At 37.5% G+C, this 21,957-nt stretch carries 22 protein-coding genes; 5 read left to right on the top strand and 17 right to left on the bottom strand.

The window, feature by feature from the left end:
* Positions 1–50: 50 nt before the first annotated feature.
* Entirely contained in the window at positions 51–2,210 is a 2,160-nt protein-coding gene (locus MWU32_RS02465) for a histidine kinase (protein WP_246937476.1), read from the bottom strand.
* A 205-nt stretch (positions 2,211–2,415) separates the two neighbouring features.
* Here MWU32_RS02465 and MWU32_RS02460 point away from each other — a divergent pair, with 205 nt between their 5' ends.
* Positions 2,416–3,576 (top strand): vWA domain-containing protein, encoded by a 1,161-nt coding sequence (locus tag MWU32_RS02460; protein WP_246937474.1) that lies wholly within the window; start codon positions 2,416–2,418, stop codon positions 3,574–3,576.
* 441 nt (positions 3,577–4,017) lie between these two features.
* Here the strand turns inward: MWU32_RS02460 and MWU32_RS02455 are convergent, their stop codons facing one another.
* Positions 4,018–5,028: a type IX secretion system membrane protein PorP/SprF gene (locus tag MWU32_RS02455; protein WP_246937472.1), complete on the bottom strand. Its 1,011-nt coding sequence runs from the start codon at positions 5,026–5,028 to the stop codon at positions 4,018–4,020.
* Between the two features lie 384 nt (positions 5,029–5,412).
* Between MWU32_RS02455 and MWU32_RS02450 the strand changes: the two genes are divergently transcribed.
* From MWU32_RS02450 to MWU32_RS02435, 4 genes are all read left to right on the top strand, one after another.
* On the top strand, positions 5,413–6,315 hold the full coding sequence (locus tag MWU32_RS02450; protein WP_246937470.1) for a NifU family protein: 903 nt from the start codon (positions 5,413–5,415) through the stop codon (positions 6,313–6,315).
* A 62-nt stretch (positions 6,316–6,377) separates the two neighbouring features.
* On the top strand, positions 6,378–6,578 hold the full coding sequence (locus MWU32_RS02445) for a dodecin family protein (RefSeq protein WP_163517733.1): 201 nt from the start codon (positions 6,378–6,380) through the stop codon (positions 6,576–6,578).
* A gap of 41 nt (positions 6,579–6,619) precedes the next feature.
* Positions 6,620–6,976, top strand: coding sequence for a DUF1304 domain-containing protein (locus MWU32_RS02440; RefSeq protein ID WP_246937468.1), 357 nt, complete (start codon positions 6,620–6,622; stop codon positions 6,974–6,976).
* A 78-nt stretch (positions 6,977–7,054) separates the two neighbouring features.
* Positions 7,055–7,867, top strand: coding sequence for a mechanosensitive ion channel family protein (locus tag MWU32_RS02435; RefSeq protein WP_246937466.1), 813 nt, complete (start codon positions 7,055–7,057; stop codon positions 7,865–7,867).
* On the opposite strand, the gene tsaB is transcribed toward MWU32_RS02435, so the two are convergent.
* From tsaB to cyoE, 15 genes are all read right to left on the bottom strand, one after another.
* On the bottom strand, positions 7,864–8,535 hold the full coding sequence (tsaB, locus tag MWU32_RS02430) for a tRNA (adenosine(37)-N6)-threonylcarbamoyltransferase complex dimerization subunit type 1 TsaB (protein WP_246937464.1): 672 nt from the start codon (positions 8,533–8,535) through the stop codon (positions 7,864–7,866). The two genes, MWU32_RS02435 and tsaB, sit on opposite strands and share 4 nt — an antisense overlap.
* A 17-nt stretch (positions 8,536–8,552) precedes the next feature.
* A complete protein-coding gene (locus MWU32_RS02425) occupies positions 8,553–9,854 on the bottom strand; it encodes an efflux RND transporter periplasmic adaptor subunit (protein ID WP_246937462.1) in 1,302 nt (433 codons plus the stop codon).
* A gap of 49 nt (positions 9,855–9,903) precedes the next feature.
* Positions 9,904–11,346, bottom strand: a complete 1,443-nt coding sequence (locus tag MWU32_RS02420; RefSeq protein WP_246937460.1) for a TolC family protein — start codon at positions 11,344–11,346, stop codon at positions 9,904–9,906.
* Positions 11,347–11,396: 50 nt separating this feature from the next.
* Positions 11,397–12,560: an efflux RND transporter periplasmic adaptor subunit gene (locus tag MWU32_RS02415; RefSeq protein WP_246937459.1), complete on the bottom strand. Its 1,164-nt coding sequence runs from the start codon at positions 12,558–12,560 to the stop codon at positions 11,397–11,399.
* A 107-nt stretch (positions 12,561–12,667) separates the two neighbouring features.
* Positions 12,668–13,927: an ABC transporter permease gene (locus tag MWU32_RS02410; RefSeq protein ID WP_246937457.1), complete on the bottom strand. Its 1,260-nt coding sequence runs from the start codon at positions 13,925–13,927 to the stop codon at positions 12,668–12,670.
* 1 nt (position 13,928) lies between these two features.
* Positions 13,929–15,173 carry an ABC transporter permease gene (locus MWU32_RS02405; protein WP_246937455.1) on the bottom strand — a complete coding sequence of 415 codons (1,245 nt, stop codon included), beginning with the start codon at positions 15,171–15,173 and terminating at the stop codon, positions 13,929–13,931.
* A complete protein-coding gene (locus MWU32_RS02400) occupies positions 15,166–15,867 on the bottom strand; it encodes an ABC transporter ATP-binding protein (protein WP_246937453.1) in 702 nt (233 codons plus the stop codon). The genes MWU32_RS02405 and MWU32_RS02400 overlap by 8 nt, the downstream gene beginning before the upstream one ends.
* Before the next feature lie 131 nt (positions 15,868–15,998).
* Positions 15,999–16,220, bottom strand: a complete 222-nt coding sequence (locus MWU32_RS02395; RefSeq protein WP_246937451.1) for a hypothetical protein — start codon at positions 16,218–16,220, stop codon at positions 15,999–16,001.
* Position 16,221: 1 nt separating this feature from the next.
* Positions 16,222–16,767: a DUF420 domain-containing protein gene (locus MWU32_RS02390; RefSeq protein WP_246937495.1), complete on the bottom strand. Its 546-nt coding sequence runs from the start codon at positions 16,765–16,767 to the stop codon at positions 16,222–16,224.
* Entirely contained in the window at positions 16,767–17,525 is a 759-nt protein-coding gene (locus tag MWU32_RS02385) for an SCO family protein (RefSeq protein WP_246937449.1), read from the bottom strand. Before MWU32_RS02385 ends, MWU32_RS02390 begins: the two co-directional genes overlap by 1 nt.
* Positions 17,509–18,222: a hypothetical protein gene (locus MWU32_RS02380; RefSeq protein WP_246937447.1), complete on the bottom strand. Its 714-nt coding sequence runs from the start codon at positions 18,220–18,222 to the stop codon at positions 17,509–17,511. Before MWU32_RS02380 ends, MWU32_RS02385 begins: the two co-directional genes overlap by 17 nt.
* Positions 18,223–18,383: 161 nt before the next feature.
* Positions 18,384–18,773: a cytochrome C oxidase subunit IV family protein gene (locus MWU32_RS02375; protein ID WP_246937446.1), complete on the bottom strand. Its 390-nt coding sequence runs from the start codon at positions 18,771–18,773 to the stop codon at positions 18,384–18,386.
* A 22-nt stretch (positions 18,774–18,795) separates the two neighbouring features.
* On the bottom strand, positions 18,796–19,773 hold the full coding sequence (locus tag MWU32_RS02370; protein ID WP_246937444.1) for a cytochrome c oxidase subunit 3: 978 nt from the start codon (positions 19,771–19,773) through the stop codon (positions 18,796–18,798).
* Positions 19,774–19,919: 146 nt separating this feature from the next.
* Positions 19,920–20,501: a heme-copper oxidase subunit III gene (locus MWU32_RS02365; RefSeq protein WP_246937441.1), complete on the bottom strand. Its 582-nt coding sequence runs from the start codon at positions 20,499–20,501 to the stop codon at positions 19,920–19,922.
* Position 20,502: 1 nt separating this feature from the next.
* On the bottom strand, positions 20,503–21,396 hold the full coding sequence (cyoE, locus tag MWU32_RS02360; RefSeq protein ID WP_262914699.1) for a heme o synthase: 894 nt from the start codon (positions 21,394–21,396) through the stop codon (positions 20,503–20,505).
* Between the last annotated feature and the right edge of the window lie 561 nt (positions 21,397–21,957).

Raw genomic sequence — 21,957 nt, 5'->3', positions numbered from 1 at the left:
TCATAGTGACATTTAAACTTCGAGTTTCGTACATCGTGCTTCAAACCTATTTAATCCTTTTTTAAGGTCACCACTACTTTTGTCCCTACATCTTCAACATCTTCGAGGTCTTCCACAAAAACATCGACTTTATCTTTATACATTTCATTCAAAATAGCAACTCGTTTTTTGATATTTCCCATGCCTTTTGAGTTTTGTTTCTTCTGATTATCGGTTTTTAATGCTTTTGATCGCTCTCTACCAATCCCGTTATCGGCAACGGTAATGGTAATTTCGGTATCGTTTTTTTTATGGATGTCAATATCAAGATGTCCTTTTTCCAATTTGTAGCGCAGCCCATGCCAAACTGCATTTTCGATATAGGGTTGTAAAAGCATTGGCGGAATCTGATATTCATCAATATCAATGGATTCATCTACAGTAATGGTATAGTCAAACTTATCCTTGAATCGAAAATGCTCCAATTTGGTGTAAAGCTCTAATAGTTCAATCTCCTTTTTTAAAGGAATGAAATCTTCATCGCTATTCTCCAAAACGGCGCGCATCAGTTGTGAAAAATCAGAGAGGTATTTATTGGCGGTTCGTTCATCATTGGAAGCGATAAAACTATTGACTGAATTCAAGGCATTAAAAATAAAATGTGGATTCATTTGACTTCTTAATGATTTCAGTGCCAATAAGTTATTTGCGAATCGTTGTTGTTTGATGTATTTATACATAAAATACGCAGTGACCAATAAGAGCAAAACGCCACCAACAAGTGAGTAAATAATCAATTCCTGTCGTTTATTACGCTCTGTGGTGAGCTGGAATAGACTTTCGGACAGTTTATTATCACTCTCCAAAGTGGTGATGCGATTTTGCTTTTCTGCAATATTTCGGTTAAAACGGGCGGCTTGAGACAGCTCCTGTTCCTTCTTGATATAAAGCTCATCAACAACTTCAGTATATGCCTTATATGTGGCCAAAGCCATCTTATAGTCACCGGCATCATAATACACGTCAGACAGTTTTCGTGTGGCATCCTTTTGCACGATTAAATCCTCCTTTTTATTGGCTTCCTTGATGCTTTTTTCCAAATAAGGAATGGCGTTATCATAGTCTTTTTTAGCAAAATAGGCACTTCCAATCTTATAATTCTGTTTTTGAGAAGTCAGCGGACTTTCGTTATCAATAACCGATTCCGTCTCTATAGCTTCTATATCCCTTAGGGCTTCCTTGCGCAGTTTAATTTCATCATTGTACAACTGATTGGTATTTTGGAAGTCGGCAACCGTCACCTTTTCTTTTACGGAACGCGCTTTGTTTTCTTTGGAGGCCAAACTGAGCGCGTTCTTGAAATAGTCCTGTGCTTGATTGGTGTTTCCAGAAATGTTATAGGTCTGCGCAATTTTCGAATTCAGGTCCGTGATTTTTGGTTTGATCAAATGCTTTTGGGCAACACTAAGTCCTTTTTTGTAGTTTTCAATAGCCTTATCGTATTTCTTTATGGCCACATAGGTATCGCCAAGCCCTTCATATAGGACTGTCAATTGCCAATTGGATAAACTGGCAGTATTCAAGCTATTGTAAAGACCAATACTTTCCTGATAACTTTTATTGTTTCTGTATGCTTCTGCCAGTTTCAGATTGACTTCACTTGAATCAGAATTTTGAATACTTATACGATAATTGGAAACCGCCAAGTCGTACTGTTTCCAATACACATAGACATCTCCCAAAACTTCATAGGCATCGGCATTTTCTTTAGACGACCTACTTTGCAATAACGCCTCGGTAATAAATTGAATGCTTTTTTCGGCATCTTTCTTTTGATAAGCAACTGCAGAGTCGATAAGTGCATTAAAGTTCTGCACACTTCGCTTATACTTAAGATCTGATGTTGATTCCCGAAGAGCCGGTTTCACCTCAACAGAAATGCGCTCATTGCTTGTAATAGTATAGTAAACCGTTTCAAAGTCTTTGTGCCTGATGGCCAGCTCATCACCTTTTTTAACTTGAATTCGGAATTCGCCATCGCTCCCCGTCACAGTATATGCTCCGCCATTGACTTCAATATTGACCTTTGAAATAGGCTTATAGGTATCACTTTCCCTGACCGAGCCCCTTACTATAAATTTAGGTTGTTTACTTTCGTTTTCTTGCGCAGTGAGCTGCTGCGTTGTACAACACAGGATAAGGATCAAAAAATATTTAAGAGTCTTTTGCATACATTTTTAACGGATTAAAAGTACTCGTTTTATTCGACTATTTAAAACGGGTATTTTCAATTTCCTTACTTTCTGATCCAATAAACGACAGTTCGCTAATTCGCTACACCTTTTCACTAATTGATAGAGCACTCTCACTCATTCCAACTTTTTAGATTAGAAAGTTGCAAATAGATTTACGTATCATATAAAAACAAAAAACACAATGAAAACGATTTTAAAAACCACAGTCTTGAGCTTGTGCCTTTTCGGATTTTTATCCTGCAATGGGAACTCAACAAAATTACCTACTTCTAATCTATCACTTGCAGAAATTCCAATCCATATTCCAAACAAACAATATATAAAGGTAGCACTGCTTTTAGACACAAGCAACAGTATGGACGGCTTGATTGATCAGGCCAAAGCGCAACTTTGGGAAATTGTAAATGAACTCTCTTATGCCAAATGTGATGATGCCAAGCCAAATCTACAAATAGCACTCTATGAATATGGCAATGACAACCTTAATGGCGATGAAGGTTTTATCCGACAGGTATTACCATTTAGCAGCGATTTGGACGAGATTTCCAAACAGTTGTTTTCATTAACCACCAACGGCGGCAATGAATACTGCGGACAAGTTATTCAAACTTCTTTAAAACAGTTAAACTGGGGAAACAACCAAGACGACCTCAAACTCATATTTATTGCAGGAAACGAGCCGTTCACACAAGGTAAAGTCAGCTATAAGGATGCGGCTAAATTGGCCGTTGGCAAAGATGTGACGGTCAATACTATTTTTTGCGGTGATTATAATCAAGGAATCTCGAGCTACTGGAAGGATGGCGCCGATTTGGGAAATGGCGATTATATGGCCATCAATCATAATCATAGCACCATTTATGTTGCTTCGCCTTATGATGATAAAATATTGCAATTGAACCAAAAATTAAATCAAACCTACGTGGCCTATGGTAGTGCAGGGCGTCAAAGAATGACCTTACAGTCAGAACAGGATGCCAATGCCGAAACCTACAGTAATGCCAATGCAGTAAGCAGAACGGTGAGTAAAAGCTCGCATTTGTATAAAAATGACACTTGGGATTTGGTGGATGCAGAAAAGAATAAATCGTTTAAGTATGAAGATTTAAAAGACAACGATTTGCCAGCTGAACTTAAAGGAAAATCAACAGCGCAAATTAAAGCCTATGTGGCCAAAAAAAGTGAGGAGCGAGAAAAAATTCAACAAGAAGTTCAAAACTTAAATGAAAAACGCAAGGTCTACATCCTTCAACAACAAAAAGAAGATGACAACGGATTGGAGAATGCCATGATAAAAGCCATCAAAACACAGGCAAAAAAGAAAAATTATTCCTGGGAATAAATGAGCTTACAAACCGATAAAGATTAATGATAACAGAGGTTATGACTGACGATTGAGGACTGAGAAAATAAATGTTTTCAGTCAAAACCAATGGATAAAGTTTACATCGTTCGGAATTATTTCGCAAAAACCTGCGACAATCTGCGTGGTCTGCGGAAGATATTAGGAATAGGGATGGGCACTAAAATTTAGACATTTCGGATGGGTCGTGAGAGGTTAAAAAATAGCGAGGTTATATTAACAATTAACGACCTGCCCGAGCGTGCCATTTCCAGCGCGTTTGAACCTGTTCTAACGAGCGGTACGGGCGGGTTGACGATTAACGAAAATAAAAAAAGCTATTCCACAAAGGAGCATGAAGGTTTCACAAAGAATTTAATAAGTTAAATAAAGAATATCAATTGAAAACCAAGACTCCAGCTGAAGACTGAGACTGTCGGCTTAATTAACCGCTGGACAAGCACAATCATACTTCTTCTTTCTACAATTAAAATTGTATCCAAGTGTCAATTGATGAAAGCCGCCATTATTAAAAACGACAGAATTTGCTTGGTAAGAATAGGTATATGCAAAAACAAAATTCTTATAGTCCATGCCCAGGAAAGGCGTTAAATATTGGAGGTTTTGACTACTGACTCCAGTTCCATTAGCAAACTCAGCACCATCTAAACTTCTCCTATATGAAATACCTCCCCATAATTTACCAAAGTCCATTTCTTTATAAACCTTTGCATTGACATCAATAGAAGATTCCTTGGTACCGTCCCTATATAAAAACATAATAGATGGCTCATAACTCCACTCACTGCCAAGTTTAGAAAAAACATTTCCTGCGCTGAACAAGAAGGTTCTTAGGTTGTCATATTTAAAGATGCCATTGGCGTTAGAATTGATTCCGTCGTTATTCAAAACATTTTTAACTGTAGCATGGGCGTAAAAATTTATAAAATGATAGGAGAATCCAAAATCGATATTAAAATTGGTTGCGCTTTGCTCGATTCCGGTGATCAAAGGGTCAAAACCCTCATCCAAAAAAGTAGTTTCATCTAATTTATATTGAATGGCCCCAGCACTCAAGCCGAAGGATAACATACTCAAGTCAATTTCATTTCGAGAGAACATTAAGTGGTGGGCGTAGGTGAGATAAGCTCCCGTTTGGGAATGGTAGCCATTTTTATCATTATAGACAATAGCACCAACGGCCGATTGCGATTCTCCAATACGACTATTGATACTCATGGTTTGTAAAGCAGGTGCATTATCCTGACCAAACCATTGCTTACGCGCCGTTAATCTAATCTTGGCGCAATTGGCAACACCGGCCATGGATGGGTGGATCAAATAGTAATTATCGGTTAAATAATCTGAATATATAGGTAAACCCTCTTGTGCTTTACTAAACTGAATTGCTAAAATTACAAAGGTGAGTAAACAAAACTTTTTAAACTTCATATTCATTGTTCTTTTCAAGGCATAATTGACTTAACCTTGCGTTTGTCTTTGACCTAAGTCAACAAGAAGCCAATACTACTGTTGGCAACAACACAGGTTAAAGTGTCCGTTTACTTGAGCAGCTTTCTATAAGTGTCAAATATATAAATTTTTGAACTTGATACCCCATCTGCTCCCAATTAAGTAAGATTACATTTATTATTTAACAAAATAAATTGTACAGCCAATAAGGAATCCCTTTCTTTATGCTCCGCTACCCCTTAAATATTTTAAGACTAATTTCTTTAGACCTTGCTATAGTCCTAATTGAACGACAAATATCATTGTCAAAAAACACTGGGTTTCCTCTTTAGATTCCTTATTTTTGCATAAAGAGATGATACTATGCAAACGACAACTATTTCAATACAAAAAACCAATAATCCTACAATATTAAAATTTGAAGCTGATAAGTTTTTGACCAATCATGAAAGCTTTGAATTTAACACAATTGATGACGCCAAGAATTCTCCTTTAGCACAACAGTTATTTTATCTCCCATTTATAAAAAAAGTCTATATATCTGGTAATTTTATTGCTTTAGAACGGTATGATATTGTAGAGTGGGAAGATGTCCAAAATGAAGTTGCACAGCAGATTGAACAGTATATCAATAATGGAAATCCCGTAGTAACCGAGGAGACTATGGAAAGGAAAAAACCAGCATCAATTTATGCTGAGAGTACGCCAAATCCTGCAGTCTTAAAGTTTGTAGCCAATAGACAACTAGTGGCAACGTCATATGAATTTGTTTCTATTGAAGATGCCAAGTATTCTCCACTAGCTACAGAGTTATTCCATTTGCCTTTTGTAAAAAGTGTGTATTTTGATGAAAATTTCATCTCTGTCTCTAAACATGACGTTGCAGACTGGAGCGAAATTACTACAGATTTAAGAGAATTTATCAGAAATTATATTGAAAGCGGCAAGGACATTATTTTAGCAGATGCTCCTAAAGCCCTCAACAAAACCGAAAGTCAAGTTGAAGCCAACTTTGCCGACTATGACGACATCTCAAAAGAAATCATTACGATTCTTGATGAATATGTGAAACCAGCTGTAGCCAGCGATGGTGGGAATATTGAGTTTCAGTCTTACGATCCTGCAACTAAAAGAGTGAGTGTTATTTTACAAGGCGCATGTAGTGGTTGCCCTTCATCAACCTATACTTTAAAAAATGGGATTGAAAATATGCTTAAGCAAATGCTAAAGGATAACGACTTGACAGTAGAGGCTCTAAACGGTTAATTTTAATTTATTATTCTTATCTTTAAGAATACAAGTAAATTATTAATTTAAAACCTATAAAAATGGCAGTATTAAAAGTTATTGAAATATTAGCGAGCTCGGATAAAAGCTGGGAAGACGCTACAAAAAACGGGGTGGATCATGCCTCCAAAACGATTAAAAACATTAAGTCTGTGTATGTAAAGGACCAGAGCGTCACCGTAAAAAATAATGAGTTGGCACAATATCGGGTCAACTTAAAAATAACATTTGAAGTCAACTAAACCATTCAATAGCGCTTAAAGAAAGCGCTATTTTTTTATCTATGAGCGTCCTGACTATAGTTCTCATTAGCTTTGTTGCGCTTGAACATTTCTATTTCCTTGTTTTAGAGATGTTTTTCTGGACAACGCCCAAAGGCATCAAAAGTTTTGGATTAAAATCCAAGGCATTTGCCGAAGACACAAAAGTATTGGCGGCCAACCAAGGTCTGTATAATGGTTTTTTGGCGGCGGGTTTGGTGTTGTCTGTCCTATTGAACGCCATATATTTTTCTTTTTTCTTTTTGTCATGTGTTATTTTTGCTGGTATTTATGGTGCCTATTCCACTAAAAACATCAAACTATTTTATATTCAATCTTTTCCCGGGCTCCTAGCATTGGCAGCCTTATCCTTTTTATAATAAACGAACCTATCCCGTTGTGATTTCCTTTTCAGAATTCATAACTTTGCATCCTAACGATAAAACATAAGATATTATATGGAAATGCAACAATGGATTGACAAAGGCTATGAATTGATAATTAACTTTGGCCCTAGAGTTTTGGGGGCTATAGTAATTTGGTTCATTGGTACATGGGTCATTAAACTTCTTTTGAAAGGCGTTGAAAAAGGAATGAAAAAAGGCAATTATGAAATAAGCCTTCAAAAATTCCTACTCAATCTTTTAAATTGGGCTTTTAAAATAGTTCTTATTATTGTCATCTTAGGCACCGTTGGTATCGAAACCACGTCTTTTGCTGCAATATTGGCTTCGGCTGGTTTAGCTGTCGGATTGGCTTTACAGGGCTCACTTGCCAATTTTGCAGGAGGCATATTGCTCATGATTTTCAAACCTTTCAAAGTGGGAGATTATATTGAAGCTCAGGGTACGGCAGGTTCTGTAAGAGATATCCAGATATTCACCACTAAATTGACTTCTCCTGACAATAAGGAAATTATAATTCCTAACGGAAAATTATCTAATGACAATATTGTGAATTATTCCGCTATGGATTTACGTCGAATAGACTTCGTATTTGGTGTAGGCTATGACTCTGATATCAAACAGACCAGAGACATCTTAATGGAACAGTTGACTTCACATCCTCTCGTATTGGATGACCCTGCCCCTTTGGTTAGATTAAGTGCAATGGCGGATAGCTCATTGAATTTTAACGTCAGGCCTTGGGTTAAAAACTCCGATTATTGGGGCACTTATTATGATATTATGGAAAGTACTAAACAAGCATTAGATGAGGCAGGTATTGATATCCCTTATCCACATCAAGTACATATACGTAAGGAGGACTAAACTTTAGCTTTGGTTCCAATAAAATCCTTTAAATAAAAAGGTTCAAAATAGGCGACATTTTCAATGTCGCCTATTTTGTATTTAGCGCAAGCCAATTTTCCCATTTCCTTTGCAGAAGGAAGCTTGTTTTCAATAAAGACGGCGTTGGGGTGACTTATAATTTCCTTAGTTTTCTCAACTCCATTCCCTATGAAATAGACCTTGTCCTGTTCTAAATATTCTTTAAAACTACTTTCATCCAAAATCTGGGACTGTATCGCTCTTATTTGTTTGTACTGCGAATCATAGACCGCTGCATAAACTTCCATTCTACGGGCATCGAGCATGGGCACAATACATCCGGAATCTATTTGCATTTGATGGGCCAAAGCCTCTAAAGTATCAACAGAAATTAAAGGTTTATCCAAAGAAAAACATAGGCCCTTGGCCGCCGACACTCCAATACGCAATCCGGTATAAGAACCAGGGCCTTTACTTACGGCAATAGCGTCAATATCTTGCGGCTTCAGATTGGCCTCTTTAAAAACATCATCAATAAATAAATGCAAGGATTCTGCATGTGAAAAATTAGAATTATAATCTTCTTTTAATACCAAAATCTCTCCTTCCTTAGAAAGAGAGACAGAGCAATTGGTTGTTGCAGTTTCAATATTTAGTATATATGACACTTCAGTATCTTTAAAAGCTATTTCTTTGCAGCTTCTTGGTCTCCTTTTACTTCTATCTTATCTCCGGGATTCAGGGTTTTGGAGACCACATTATAAGGCCCTGTGATAATCACATCGCCAGCCTTTAAACCTGATAAAATCTCAATATTGGATTCATCCTGAATACCTGTAGTCACAACTCTCAATTTTGCTTCATCCCTATTTTTCACGAAGACACACTCAAATTTTTCTTCACTTCCAGCCCTTGAAAATATCACGTCACTTTCATCCCCTTTTTTATCGTATGTCTTTTTAACTGAAGAGGTGTCTGTTTTAATGACAATAGCACTGATTGGAACAGCAACCACACCTTTTCGTTGCTTAGTGATAATATCAACCGTTGCTGTCATCCCAGGTCGGAATGGGGAGAAATTCTCACCCTTACCTTCAGTCAAGTCTTGATAAGACTCTTCAAGGATTCTGACTTTTACCTTAAAATTTGTGACTTGGTCTGCTGTAAGTGTACCAGCTGCCGAATTGGCTATGGCCGTAACAACACCTTTGAATTCCTTCTTAAGGTAGGCATCCACTTCAACAATTGTAGAGTCTCCAATTTGGACCTTAACAATATCATTTTCATTCACATCAATTTCAACTTCCATATTGTTCAAATTGGCTACCCTTAAGATTTCTGTACCAGCCATTTGCTGAGTTCCGACAACACGTTCGCCCAATTCGACGTCCAATTTGGAGATGGTACCGCTCATAGGCGCATATATGGTAGTTCTGTTCAAATTGTCTAGTGCTTCACTTACCGATGCGCTCGCGCTCTGAACATTATAGTAAGCCGATTGTCGGGTTGCCTGTGCTATTTCATAGGCAGACACCGCTTTGTCCCACTCTGATTTTGAAATAATTCCTTTTTCAAAAAGCTGTTTGTTCCGATCATAACTTAACTTAGCTTCTCTTAAGGAGGCTTCTGCCTGCTCTAAACCCGATTTTATATTCTGATAGGTTGCTTGGCTTCTGTTAACAGCAGATTGGATAAGGTCAGGATTAATCCTTACTAATAAGTCGCCTTTGTTGACCTGCTCACCCTCCTTGAATGGAAGTTCAATGATTTCTCCCGATACTTCACTGGATATTTTTACTTCAGTCTCTGGTTGGATTTTACCAGTTGCTGACACTTTTTCCACAATATTCATAAGGGTCACCTCCTGAGTTTCGACCTCTTTAAAGTTGCCCGTGCTACCAAACCAACCCGCTTTTTTTCCTACAATCAACACCAAGATCAGGAGTACCACTGCGGATATTAAGATTATTACTGTTTTTTTGCTCATAACGGTTAGTTTATTGGTTGTGTTCTAAGTATTAATAGATCGACTATCATTAAAATTTTAATTCCATCGCTGGAATTCCAAAATATAGCTCAAGTACCTTTAATTTGAAAATATAGTCATATTTAGCGCGATTGAGCTCAATTTGGGCATTATCAAATTTCACTTTTGATTGGCTAAACTCAAAAGCATTGGTAAATCCTACATCATAGCGTTCTTTGGCATAATTATAAGCCAATTCCTGCGATTCTAATGCAGTCTCGGCAGCTTCATATGACTTTAAGGCTCCTCTAGCATCCACATAAGCCTGATAGACGGTCGATTCCAAGTCTAATTGGGCCTGCTCCAACTGGTTTTTACTTCTCTCCAAATTAATCTGATTTCTTTTGACATTACTTTTAACTGAAAATCCATTAAGGATTGGAATATTTAAAGAAAGACCATAAGAAATACCATCATTTTGCGATAATTGATCTATAAACGGATCTGCACCTACCTTTCGGGTAATGGTGTTGGGAAATTCTCCAATGACAGATTGCCCTGTATCTTCAACAACCCCTATCTCTTTTATAATTATAGGATTATTTGGATCAACATCCTGAATGAAAGAAGCAGAGTTTGAAAATCTCGTGTCATATCCAAAGAACGCAGAGAGCGTTGGGTAGTAAGCACTTTTGGCTATCTGGACATCTTTCTCAGCCAAAGCCACATTTTGTTCAGCAATTTTGATCTCGGCTCTATTTTCTTTTGCTTTTTCAATGACCTCATAAACGCTTTTCTTTGCGATTCCTTCATCGACAATATCATAACCCTCATCTTCGATATCAAAGTTTTGGTAATCCTTAATCAATAACAATTGGGCCAAGCTGATCAATGACACCTGAACCGCGTTTTCTGCATTGACGATAGCTTGTCTTTCACTGGCGTCATTGGCCCGGATTTCAAGAATGTCTCCTTCTGGCAACACACCTGCATCAACGAGCTCTTGTGTTCTTTTCAACTGATCTTGAGTTATTGTGTTTTGCGACGTGAGCACCTTAAGGTTTGCCTTGTTAAGAATCACTTGAAGGTAATTGTTGGCCACAAACAAAGAAATGTCATCCTCCATTTTGGTCAATCGAAACTGAGCCGCCATTTTCGAAATTTTAGAACGCTGGAGCTCCTTAAAATTTCTAAGTCCGTCAAATAATGTATAGCCAACGCTCACCCTACCGGAAGCAGATAAAAACGTTGTGGTCTGCGCATTATTGGTCAATGGGTTAAAACCTAAACCTGTGTTTTCTGAGACATTTGCGCCCATACTGACTTGAGGCATAAAATTGCCAACAGCCTGTAAATTTTCGATATCCGTCAGCTCCAGGTCCAATAAACTCTGCTTAACCGAGATATTGTTTTCTAAAGCATAGGCCACACATTCTTTGAGTGTCCATTTTTTTACTTGTGCCTGAGAAGTTACTGCTATTAGGACAAGGACTATAAGAATTGATTTTTTCATAATTAACATATAAGTCTATCGATTATTTAAAGTGTTACACCTAAAATGGATTATTTGCTTTTAGCATAAGCCGGAATACCTTGAATTTGATTCCAGACCTTTATTTTATCTGATTTACCAATGCCATTTTTGACTTGTACAAAGATGCCATCGCTAATTCCCAATTCAAGATCTCTTCGCTCAAACTTCTGTTCTCCAACCATTACTTCAACAAAGGGCTTTTGCGTTTGTGGATCAAATTGAACCAAAGCTTCGTTAATTGCCAACACATTCTCTGCTCTGTCCAGAATAATGGAGGCATTAGCGCTCAAACCTGCCCTGATAAATGTAGAATCAATAGATTTTAAAGTGCCTTTGATCTCAAATTGAATAGCTCCATTTTCAACAACTCCTTTTGGCGCGATATAGTCCAATACGGCATCAAATTTCTTATCTTCAATGGCCCCAACGGTGATTTCAAGTGGCAGGCCTTCTTTAATTTTACCGACTTCACTTTCATCGACTTTACCTTCAAAAATCATTTTTTTAACATCAGCCAAAGAAGCGATTGAGGTTCCTTCATTAAAATTATTGGCTTCAATAACCTGATTCCCTTCTTTAACTGGCACGTCCAACACCATTCCGGATACGGTTGCCCTAACTTGAGTCTGGGCAATATTGCCCAACCCACTAGTCGTTCCGGTTTTGACAATATCATAATTCTGACGTGCAGAATTCAAGTTGATTTCTGCCTGTTCCACACTTTGTTTGGTCTGTAAATAAGTATTTTTGATCCCTTCAAAATCGTTGGCCGAAATGACGCCTTTTTCAAACAATGCCTTTTGGCGGTCATAATTAGTTTGTTGGGTCTGCAAATTGATTTTAGCAGTTTGTAAGGCCGTTTGACTTGAAGAAATATTATTCCTAGCGCTTGATAAGGAGGACACATTGGGAATTACTCGAATTTGTGCAATCAAATCGCCCGCTTTTATATACTCACCAGCTTCAATAAACACTTCTTCGATCACTCCAGAAATATTCGATTTAATCAGTACTTCATCCTTAGGGACAATATTTCCCGTAGCCACAGTTTTTACAACAATAGTCTGTTCAACAGGGGTCTCCGTGGTGTAGGTTACAGGATCTTCCTGGTTTTTTCTCCACAAATAAATCAAGGCTATTGCAAACACTGCAACGATAAGTCCTAAAATAATGACTGTTTTTGTTCTTTTCATTTGATAATATTTATTGTTTTTTAGTGGTCAAATGGTGCACCTCCACGATGCTTTGAAGTGAATATTCCCATATTGCAAAGGTGGTTCATCTGATGATTTCTATTATTTTATTCCATTCTTAATGCGTCAACTGGTTTCATTTTAGTGGCACTATTGGCAGGTATTAATCCTGCCAGCAACCCTGACACCACGAGTATAAACAGCGCGATAAAAACAACTGACATACTCACGCTTGGGTTAGCAAAGTTCTCAACAGGCCCATTCATGTCCAATACGTAATTAAGACCCCATATGACAGCGGCTGCAAAAGAGATACCTACCATTCCAGATAAAATTGTAAGGATTAAACTTTCCTGCAAAACTTGCGACTTGATGGTCCACGGAGTAGCTCCTAAAGCTCTTCGGACTCCAATTTCTTTAGTTCGTTCTTTTACGACTATGAGCATAATATTGCTAATACCGATAATCCCTGACATTAAGACAAGTGCACCCACAAAATAACCCACAAAGCTAAGAATGGAAAATAGGCCATTGACCCGTCCAAACGCTTCAGAAAGGTCAAAATTGCCAATTGCCCGATCATCTTCAGGATGTACTTTATGCCTGTTCTTTAAACTCTCAAGTAACTGTGGTTTAAGTGTTGTAATATTTGTACCATCATTGGCCGTAAGTGCCAGCCATCCGACATTATCCGCAAAATTGAATGCTTGTCCAAATGAGGTAAAAGGAACAAAAATAGTATTGGCTTCTTCTTCCTTATCGCCTTGGCTATTGCTCACCTTAAAGGTTCCAATCACCATAAAATTAACACCATTGATCTTTATATAAGTCCCTAAAGTTTCCTCATTCTTATCGTATAAACTCTTCACCACACCTGTTCCAATAACACAAACCTTTCGTTTGGCATTTATATCAGAATAACTCACAAAACGACCTTGAATAATATCCATTGGTTGCTGTTTGATAAATTCCGGATAATCGCCATTGACCTGAAAAGCACCAGTTTTTGTACCTCTAACGACATTATTGGCACCACTATAGCCCCCCAACTGATTTCGTGGTGATACATACTTAAGTTGCGGGAAATCATTTTTTAAACTGGCCACATCGTCCAATTTAAAATTAAAACGGCGTCCCTTAGGCAAGCCTTTATAAGGTTTGGAAGTTTGCTGGGTCCAAACAAACATGGAATTGGTGGCGAAATTACCGAAGTCGGCAGTTACCCCGTTTTTAAGACCATTGGTCAAAGCCAATAACAGCACCAAAATGGTAATGCCCCAAAACACACCAAATGCCGTCAGTAAAGTTCTGAATTTATTTGCATTTAAAGCTTCCAATATTTCGTCCCATCGGTCTTTGCTGAACATATTATTCGTCTCTTAGTGCTATTATAGGTTTAATTTTGGCGGCACGGTAAGCTGGGATAAATCCCGCAATAGCACCTGCAAACACCAACACAAAAACTGTGATCAAGGCCGTATTGAAATCCACTTGAGGATATTTTATAAAGTCGCTCTCTATAAGTGGACCGATGACTTCCAGAAGTCCCAGTCCAGCAATAAGCCCAAAAAGACCTGAGAACATGGTCACAAAAATAGATTCCTGTAGAATCATTCCAACTATAGACATAGGAACCGCCCCCAAAGCTTTACGAATACCAATTTCCTTGGTACGTTCCTTAACTATGATAAGCATAATATTCCCTACTCCAACAACACCCGCAATTATGGTCCCAATTCCAACAAACCAAAACACCGCTTTTATGGTATCCACTAAGGAGTAAATTTTTCTTGCTTCTTCCAAGGTGTTATTTACATTAATAGCGCTGATATCGTCTGGAGCGATTATATGTGTTTGTTTTAAATCATTTTCAATGCCCAGTGAAATTTGCTCTGATAGTTTTACGGCTTCGTTAAAATTATTGGACATCTTTACGGTATAGGTCATATTTCTGATATTATTTCCGCCGTTAAATGCTTTTTGGGCTGTCGTAATGGGCATCATTACTTTACTTTCATCCCGTTCTCCGCCCGGATCGTAAAAGACTCCTATAACTTTAAAATTTATTCCATAAAGGGAAATGTCCTTATTGATGGGATCTTGACCTTTAAATAAATCCTGACTCACCTTATTGCCGATAACGGCCACCTTCTTTGCTCCCACAACATCAGATTGATTTAAAAAACGGCCTTGGCTGATATCTGCATTTTCAATAAATTGGTTGTCGGGTAAAACGCCTTGGATTCTATAATTTCCAGATTCATTTTTATAGTTGACCAATCCGCCCCAAATGGTATAAAACGGCGATTTAAATTCTAAGTGGTCGTCGTATTTATCAACAATATCATTGAAGTCTTGGTTTTTGAGCTGGATACGGCGTCCAGGATTTAATCCTTTATACTCTTTGGTGGTAACGCCTGTCCAAACTGAAATGCTGTTGGTAGCATCCCTTTCAAATTGTGAGGTAACTCCATTCTGAATCCCAGAACTGAACCCTAATAAAATGACCAATATGAAGATACCAGAGGCAACGGATAGGCCAGTTAAGAAGGTCCGGAGTTTATTTTTACTTAAGCTCTCAAAAATTTCCTGCCAACGTTCAATATTAAACATACTGAGTAGCTCTTACTTGTTCAACGAAATTATCATCAATAATGACCCCATCTTTCAAGTTGACAATACGCTTGGTCATTCGAGCAATATCAGGCTCATGGGTAACCAATAAGATGGTTTTTCCTTCATCATTGATACCTTGAATTAGTTCCATGACTTCATTTGATGTCTTGGTATCCAAGGCTCCAGTAGGCTCGTCGGCCAGTAATACTTTAGGATCACTTGCCAAGGCTCTGGCAATGGCCACACGCTGTTTTTGTCCACCGGATAATTCATTAGGTAAATGATGGGACCATGGTGCCAACCCTACTTTATCGAGATAATGCATTGCTTTTTCGATACGATCCTTACGATTGACGCCTTGGTAATACAACGGTAACGCTACATTATCTAAAGCCGATTTATAATTGATAAGATTAAAGGATTGAAAAATAAAGCCTAAAAATTTGTTTCTGTAGTTAGCGGCAATTTTCTCATTGAGATTTTTAATTGGGACATTATCCAAGGTATATGATCCTTCATCGGCTTCATCCAACATGCCCAAAATATTTAAAAGCGTTGATTTGCCCGAACCGGAAGACCCCATTATTGACACTAATTCGCCTTCCTTGACGTTAAAATTAATTCCTTTTAGCACATGAAGCGAATTCGCACCCATGTGGTAGGATTTATGTAAATCTTTAATTTGTATCATAGTAAGACGGTTGCTTCTGCAATGTTACATAAAACAAGACACCTATTATATTAACAAATTGTTAAGACTCATCTTGAATTAATATTAATAAGACTGAAAAAGAATGGATTTGTTACAAGAAAACGTATTTTTTATACCTTTTTCTTTTTGTAGAATTTCAAGTACATAACTAATCCCATACCAGCAACCAATATATAAGGGATAACCATTAAATACACTATACCGTCATTGACACCCTTTGCAGTAGACTGCCCTTCCTCACTTTCCAAAACTGCACGACACATGGCACACTGGGCATTGGTAGAGAAAAAGGTAAACAGTGAAAATAGAATAAGAAAAATGCGAACTTTCATTTTAGACATAATAAGGTGAAATCATAATATAAACAATCACTCCTGAAAGCGCAACATATAACCAGATTGGAAAGGTAATTCGCGCTATTTTTTTATGGCGCTCAATATTATTGGTGATGGCGCGCACATAAGTAATCAATACAAAGGGGATGATTACAATGGATAATAATATATGTGAAATAAGTATCGTGAAATAAACATATCTCATGACACCTTCACCACCATAAGGTGTTGAGTCGCTCGTCATATGATACGCAATATACATCAATAAAAACAGGATCGAACAACCTATTGCGGTAGTCATCAAAGTTTTATGGAGTACTATATTTTTATTTCTAATGGCCCAAAAGGCGATGATCAAGAGTAATGCAGTCAGCCCATTTATAGTGGCATAAATAGGAGGCAAGAACGTGAGTGGCTCAACATCATAACCTAAGTCCCGCAAATTGATGCCAAAAAGTGCTCCAACGATCAATGGGATAGCAACTGAAAGTATGACAATCCAAATATTGTATTTTTTCTCTGCGGCCCTATTGCTATTTTCCATCATTCTTTTAACAACTTTGCAATATCTTCTTTCAACCAAGTAATCTGCTGCTCCATTCCTGTCTCATCAACCTTTTCTTCTTCTGAAATGATCCCATTATAGTAAATTATCGGGCTGCCCTGACTATCAGATCTTGATCTGATATAACCGTTTTTATCGATAAGGGCAAAATTACCCGAATGTTCGAACCCTCCTTCAGCATTTTCATCTTTGGCCGTATACAAGTAGAAGCCTTCATTGGCCAATTTATAAATTTCGTCAACATCTCCTGTCATTAAATGCCAATTAGGGCTGGTTATCCCATTACTGTCTGCATAGGCCTTCAACACCTCCGGAGTGTCAATATGGGGTGTTATGGAAAATGAAGCAATTCCAAAATTCCTTTCATCTGGAAATGCATTTTGAATCTGCACCATATTGGCATTCATTTTTGGGCAGATGCTTGGACAAGTTGTGAAAAAGAATTCTATCACATACACTTTCCCATCGTAATCCTTATTGGAAATGGTGTTTCCATTTTGATCTGTAAAACTAAAATCGGGTACTTTTCTTTTGACCCCGTTGATTTCGATAAAATGCAAATCGGAAAGGTTCCCCGGTCTTTTTTTCGGATTCAGATTAATGTCCTTACTTCTGCTTTCATCTCTCACAATATCGTCATTACTTATCCGGTCAATAATTTTTGGCACAAAGTAAATTCCAAACAGAAGTATAATAAACGACACTCCTACATAAGAGTAATTAGTTTTCTTGCTCATTGGTAATACCTTTTAATTCGTTAGCACGTCGTGTTGAAGAATCATAATTTCCTTTACGCTTTTCTCTATACTCTGTAAACAACACACGTATATCTTCACTCATTTTATTCTTTATTATGGCAACTTCCACACAATCGTATGAGGTTAAATCATAAACATCGGCTTTTCTCTCTCTTTCCATTTCGGTTCTGTCATCCAAACGTCCACGTTGGTTAAGATCTCCATCAACAATAAACACCCTGGAAGTTGAGAGACTCTCATCCAGAGGTAGATCTGATTTTAAACTATCAAAAAGATCCAATATGTCATCCTCGTCTAAAAAAACAAAATGCCAATACTTTAAGTCCTCATGAGATTCAATTTCTTTCTTAAGCAATGGAAGTTCTGGCTCTGCTTCAGGAGCCATAACGGCAATAATCTGAAACTTTTTAAAACCTTTGAACTTGTCGTAGATCAATTGCTTTAAATTAGATGCTGCTGTGGCACTCTGCAATGGTGTTTTTCCGAAGAAAGCTAGCACCGTAATATGGTCTTTAAGCTCAAATTCGCTGACTCCAGAAATATCCTCTACATTCTCTTCTATCACATCGAGTGCAATAAAATTATGCTTTGCTGGATAGAGCATCAGAAGAAACGCCACGGGGAGAAAAAACAGTATGATGAGAACTGAATAGCGTTTGACAAGTTTTTTATTCATTTAAAGCAATTTGCACGATTAACACTCTTCCAACATGCCTATTTAATCAATAAATGCACGCAGAATTACATAAGTGCAAAAATAAAAAAGACGGTTCATATAACCGTCTTTTTATCTATGTTTAACACTTAAATCCTACTGTTCAATTAAAAAGGGATCTGTTAAAAATCGGTCTTAACAAATCCATTGGAAAAGACATACTCAACGTAGCCTCCTTCTTGTAATAAAATAAAGATTATATAGGAAATCAAAAACACGGCTGTCCAGACCACCATACGTCTTAAACTCGCGGTTTCGTCTCTCATGTGCATGAAATCCCAGGTAATATAGTAAGCTTTTACGATAGTCAATATAATGAAGATCCAGTTAAGAGCTTTCATTCCCAAAACCTGACCCATAAACATTTCTGGTTTATAAATTCCCAAAAGAACTTCAATGGCCGTAACAATAGACAACAGGATCAATACGCCCCATATCTTTTGTTTGTTGGATTTGAACTTTAATAATCCTCTAAATATTGCTAGTTTATGTGTTTCTGCTGATGCTGCCATGTTTAAAATAAATTATCTAAAATTATACTAAGTAGAAGAATGTAAATACGAATACCCAGACCAAGTCAACAAAATGCCAATATAAACCGACTTTCTCAACCATTTCGTAACTTCCTCTTCGCTCGTAAGTCCCTATAAGTACGTTAAAGAATATAATGATATTTAGCATCACTCCTATAGACACGTGGAATCCATGGAAACCAGTGATGAAGAAAAAATAGTTTGCAAATAATGGTGGACCGTATTCGTTTTGGACCAAATTGGCACCTTCTACAACATTTTTGCCCTTGGTTCTTAATTCTCTAAGGGATTCGCTACGGGATAAAACAGTCTTATGTCCATCCTCAGCAGTATAGGTCGTTCTTACAAATACACCAGGATTTGCTTCAAATCCAGCCAGAACTTCTTCAAAAGTAAAACTTGGAAGGGCTTTTTCACCAGAAAACCAAAGTCCATCTTTTCGTGTATGTTGGGTACGATCCGTAGATTGGGCTATCGCAAAATCTTTTAATGCGACACGCTCGCCACTTGCATCCACAAATTGTATGATATTGCCGCCATGGGTTCCAACCGCTCCGTAACCACCTTTGATGAATGTGGTCCATTCGTAAGCTTGGGAACTCAAGAAGATAAAACCTCCCAAAACTGTCAAAAACATATATAAACTCACCTTTGCCTTATTCATTTGATGTCCTGCATCTACTGCCAATACCATGGTAACAGAAGACATGATCAAAATAAAGGTCATGAAAGCAACGAAAATCATCGGATAATTACCGTGAATGAAAGGAACGTGGGTAAACACGTCATCGGCTATAGGCCAAGAATCAGCGAATTTAAATCTTGAGAAGCCATAAGCTGCTAAAAACCCAGTAAAGGTCAATGAGTCTGAAGTGAGGAAAAACCACATCATCATTTTACCGTAACTCGCTTTTAACGGCTCTATACCTCCGCCCCAACGCTTGTTTTCGGCACTAGTGTTCACGACAGTTGAATCCATATGTAGTGATTAGTTTTTTAGTTTAAAAAGTTGCACAAAAATAATCATTTTATTCATCTAAAGAAACATCCTTATTGAATTTTGAAACACTATAACTAATGTTTTCTGAAGTTGGTTATTAATTTGAATTGAAAAAACACCAACAATTATCCCACAAAATATAAAAATAAAAAGAGATAGACCCACAGAATATCAATAAAATGCCAAAATGTTGACGCAAGATCTACACCGAGCATATCAGTGGCGCTATACTTCTGTTTAAAATGATTATAAATTACGACCAAAATACAAACCAATCCCGCTATGACATGCACAATATGCACCATTGCAATTAAATAAATATAAGACATGGTCACATTACTGGTAGGTCCTGTAAAATTATAACCCATATCAATGATTTGTCGAAAGCCTACAAACTGATTCGTAATGAAGGCTATTCCCAGCACCAGGGTTGCTATAAGCCAGGTCGTTGTCATTTGTCTGTTGTTGATTTTTAGTGCTTTTTGCGCCAAGACAAAGGTTATACTGCTCAACACCACCATGACCGTACTAATGATGAAGGCGTTTGGCAATTGAAAATCCCTTAGCCAATCTTCTCTTGTACTGCTCACAACAAATGCACTTGTCCATCCTGCAAATGACATGATAAGCGACACGATTCCAAACCATAGCATCATTTTTTTTGCTCGGTTATTTTTCTCTTCAAAGGTTCCTTCTGTAAAATCCATATTATCTTATAAATTTATCGGCAACGTAAACAATTTGTAGTAAGGTGATATATATTACACTAGCTAAAATAAGATGTTTTGCCGCTAGTTCAGTTCTTTTAACAAACAATTGCAATGCGTAATAAATCATTCCCAAACCTATGGCAAACACTATAATGGCCGCAACAATTGACAATTTCAAATCTCCTGTGACGCCAAAAACAGGAATGATGGATATTAATACCGTCCAGATGGTATACATTACAGTTTGTGTGGCTGTGCCTTTATCGCGCTTACCGGTTGGAAGCATGAAAAACCCACCTTTTTTATAATCGTCAAACAAAAACCATCCAATGGCCCAAAAGTGAGGAAACTGCCAAAAGAACTGAATAGCGAACAAAGTGCCAGGTTCAATCCCGAATGCATTTCGTGCAGCTACCCATCCCAACATAAATGGAATCGCTCCTGGTATTGCTCCAGCAAATACGGATAGTGGTGTCTTTGTTTTTAACGGTGTATATACACTTGTGTATAAAAATATCGATATAGCACCATACATGGCGGTGCGTGGATTGATTATATATAGGGAAGCAATTCCAAGAATGGTAAAGATGATGGCCATGGTAAGGGCCGAGTTGACCGAGATGCGTCCAGCTGGAATAGGCCTGTTTTTGGTACGGTCCATCAGCGCATCCAAATCGCGTTCAATAATTTGATTATAGATATTGGAAGCTCCAACCATAAAATAACCACCAAAAGCCAACAATATCAACGTGCCGACTTCAATAGTTGTTGCACCCAATAAGTACCCAGCCATTGCTGAAAACACTACACTTAGTGATAGTCTCATCTTGGTTATTTCCTTAAAATCAGAAATAGCCGAGACCCTTGGTAAAGAAGATTTTTTTGTTGCCAATCAGTCTTGTATTTGACGCTTGTAAATGCGAGTGCAAAGATACTTTGAAAATTGGTTTTGAGCAATTCAATTAATGAATAAATATATTTCGGTAAGCTGACTGGATTTTTATGATTTAATAACCTGAGATGGTGTTGCCCTTGTTGGTATTTGGCATCGAAAAAAGATAGATGATGCGGTGCAGGTTGAACTAAATCACTATCTCCTATTACTCAAAGCTGAAGTTTAATTATAAGATTTTGACTTTATATGGGAGGTTTCTGTCTCAGAATATTTTCAAAGGACAGGTTTTAAATTAGAGATTGTGCATTGGTACACGAGATTCCTGCCTGCGCGGGAATTCTGAATGATGCCAATAATGGTGTTTTTCATCATAAAATTTGAAATAATCTACACTGAACGACTTATATCACCTCCTCATCCTGCTAAAATAAGTTCATAACTAGAAGATGATGCCGATGTACACGAGATTCCTGCCTGCGCAGGAATTCTGAATGATGCCAGTGTTGGTGTTTTTCATCAGAAAATTTGAAATGATCTACACAGAACGACTCATATCGC

The organism is Gelidibacter sp. F63206 (assembly GCF_023015735.1).
The sequence above is the reverse complement of the archived record's forward strand: the minus strand, read 5'-3'. Positions and strand labels throughout refer to the sequence as shown.

What these genes read in the sequence shown, in the direction of transcription:
- MWU32_RS02465 (WP_246937476.1), bottom strand. Translation starts at nt 2,210, where the DNA reads ATGCAAAAGACTCTTAAATATTTTTTGATCCTTATCCTGTGTTGTACA.
- MWU32_RS02460 (WP_246937474.1), top strand. Translation starts at nt 2,416, where the DNA reads ATGAAAACGATTTTAAAAACCACAGTCTTGAGCTTGTGCCTTTTCGGA.
- MWU32_RS02455 (WP_246937472.1), bottom strand. Translation starts at nt 5,028, where the DNA reads ATGAAGTTTAAAAAGTTTTGTTTACTCACCTTTGTAATTTTAGCAATT.
- MWU32_RS02450 (WP_246937470.1), top strand. Translation starts at nt 5,413, where the DNA reads ATGCAAACGACAACTATTTCAATACAAAAAACCAATAATCCTACAATA.
- MWU32_RS02445 (WP_163517733.1), top strand. Translation starts at nt 6,378, where the DNA reads ATGGCAGTATTAAAAGTTATTGAAATATTAGCGAGCTCGGATAAAAGC.
- MWU32_RS02440 (WP_246937468.1), top strand. Translation starts at nt 6,620, where the DNA reads ATGAGCGTCCTGACTATAGTTCTCATTAGCTTTGTTGCGCTTGAACAT.
- MWU32_RS02435 (WP_246937466.1), top strand. Translation starts at nt 7,055, where the DNA reads ATGGAAATGCAACAATGGATTGACAAAGGCTATGAATTGATAATTAAC.
- MWU32_RS02425 (WP_246937462.1), bottom strand. Translation starts at nt 9,854, where the DNA reads ATGAGCAAAAAAACAGTAATAATCTTAATATCCGCAGTGGTACTCCTG.
- MWU32_RS02420 (WP_246937460.1), bottom strand. Translation starts at nt 11,346, where the DNA reads ATGAAAAAATCAATTCTTATAGTCCTTGTCCTAATAGCAGTAACTTCT.
- MWU32_RS02415 (WP_246937459.1), bottom strand. Translation starts at nt 12,560, where the DNA reads ATGAAAAGAACAAAAACAGTCATTATTTTAGGACTTATCGTTGCAGTG.
- MWU32_RS02410 (WP_246937457.1), bottom strand. Translation starts at nt 13,927, where the DNA reads ATGTTCAGCAAAGACCGATGGGACGAAATATTGGAAGCTTTAAATGCA.
- MWU32_RS02405 (WP_246937455.1), bottom strand. Translation starts at nt 15,173, where the DNA reads ATGTTTAATATTGAACGTTGGCAGGAAATTTTTGAGAGCTTAAGTAAA.
- MWU32_RS02400 (WP_246937453.1), bottom strand. Translation starts at nt 15,867, where the DNA reads ATGATACAAATTAAAGATTTACATAAATCCTACCACATGGGTGCGAAT.
- MWU32_RS02395 (WP_246937451.1), bottom strand. Translation starts at nt 16,220, where the DNA reads ATGAAAGTTCGCATTTTTCTTATTCTATTTTCACTGTTTACCTTTTTC.
- MWU32_RS02390 (WP_246937495.1), bottom strand. Translation starts at nt 16,767, where the DNA reads ATGGAAAATAGCAATAGGGCCGCAGAGAAAAAATACAATATTTGGATT.
- MWU32_RS02385 (WP_246937449.1), bottom strand. Translation starts at nt 17,525, where the DNA reads ATGAGCAAGAAAACTAATTACTCTTATGTAGGAGTGTCGTTTATTATA.
- MWU32_RS02380 (WP_246937447.1), bottom strand. Translation starts at nt 18,222, where the DNA reads ATGAATAAAAAACTTGTCAAACGCTATTCAGTTCTCATCATACTGTTT.
- MWU32_RS02375 (WP_246937446.1), bottom strand. Translation starts at nt 18,773, where the DNA reads ATGGCAGCATCAGCAGAAACACATAAACTAGCAATATTTAGAGGATTA.
- MWU32_RS02370 (WP_246937444.1), bottom strand. Translation starts at nt 19,773, where the DNA reads ATGGATTCAACTGTCGTGAACACTAGTGCCGAAAACAAGCGTTGGGGC.
- MWU32_RS02365 (WP_246937441.1), bottom strand. Translation starts at nt 20,501, where the DNA reads ATGGATTTTACAGAAGGAACCTTTGAAGAGAAAAATAACCGAGCAAAA.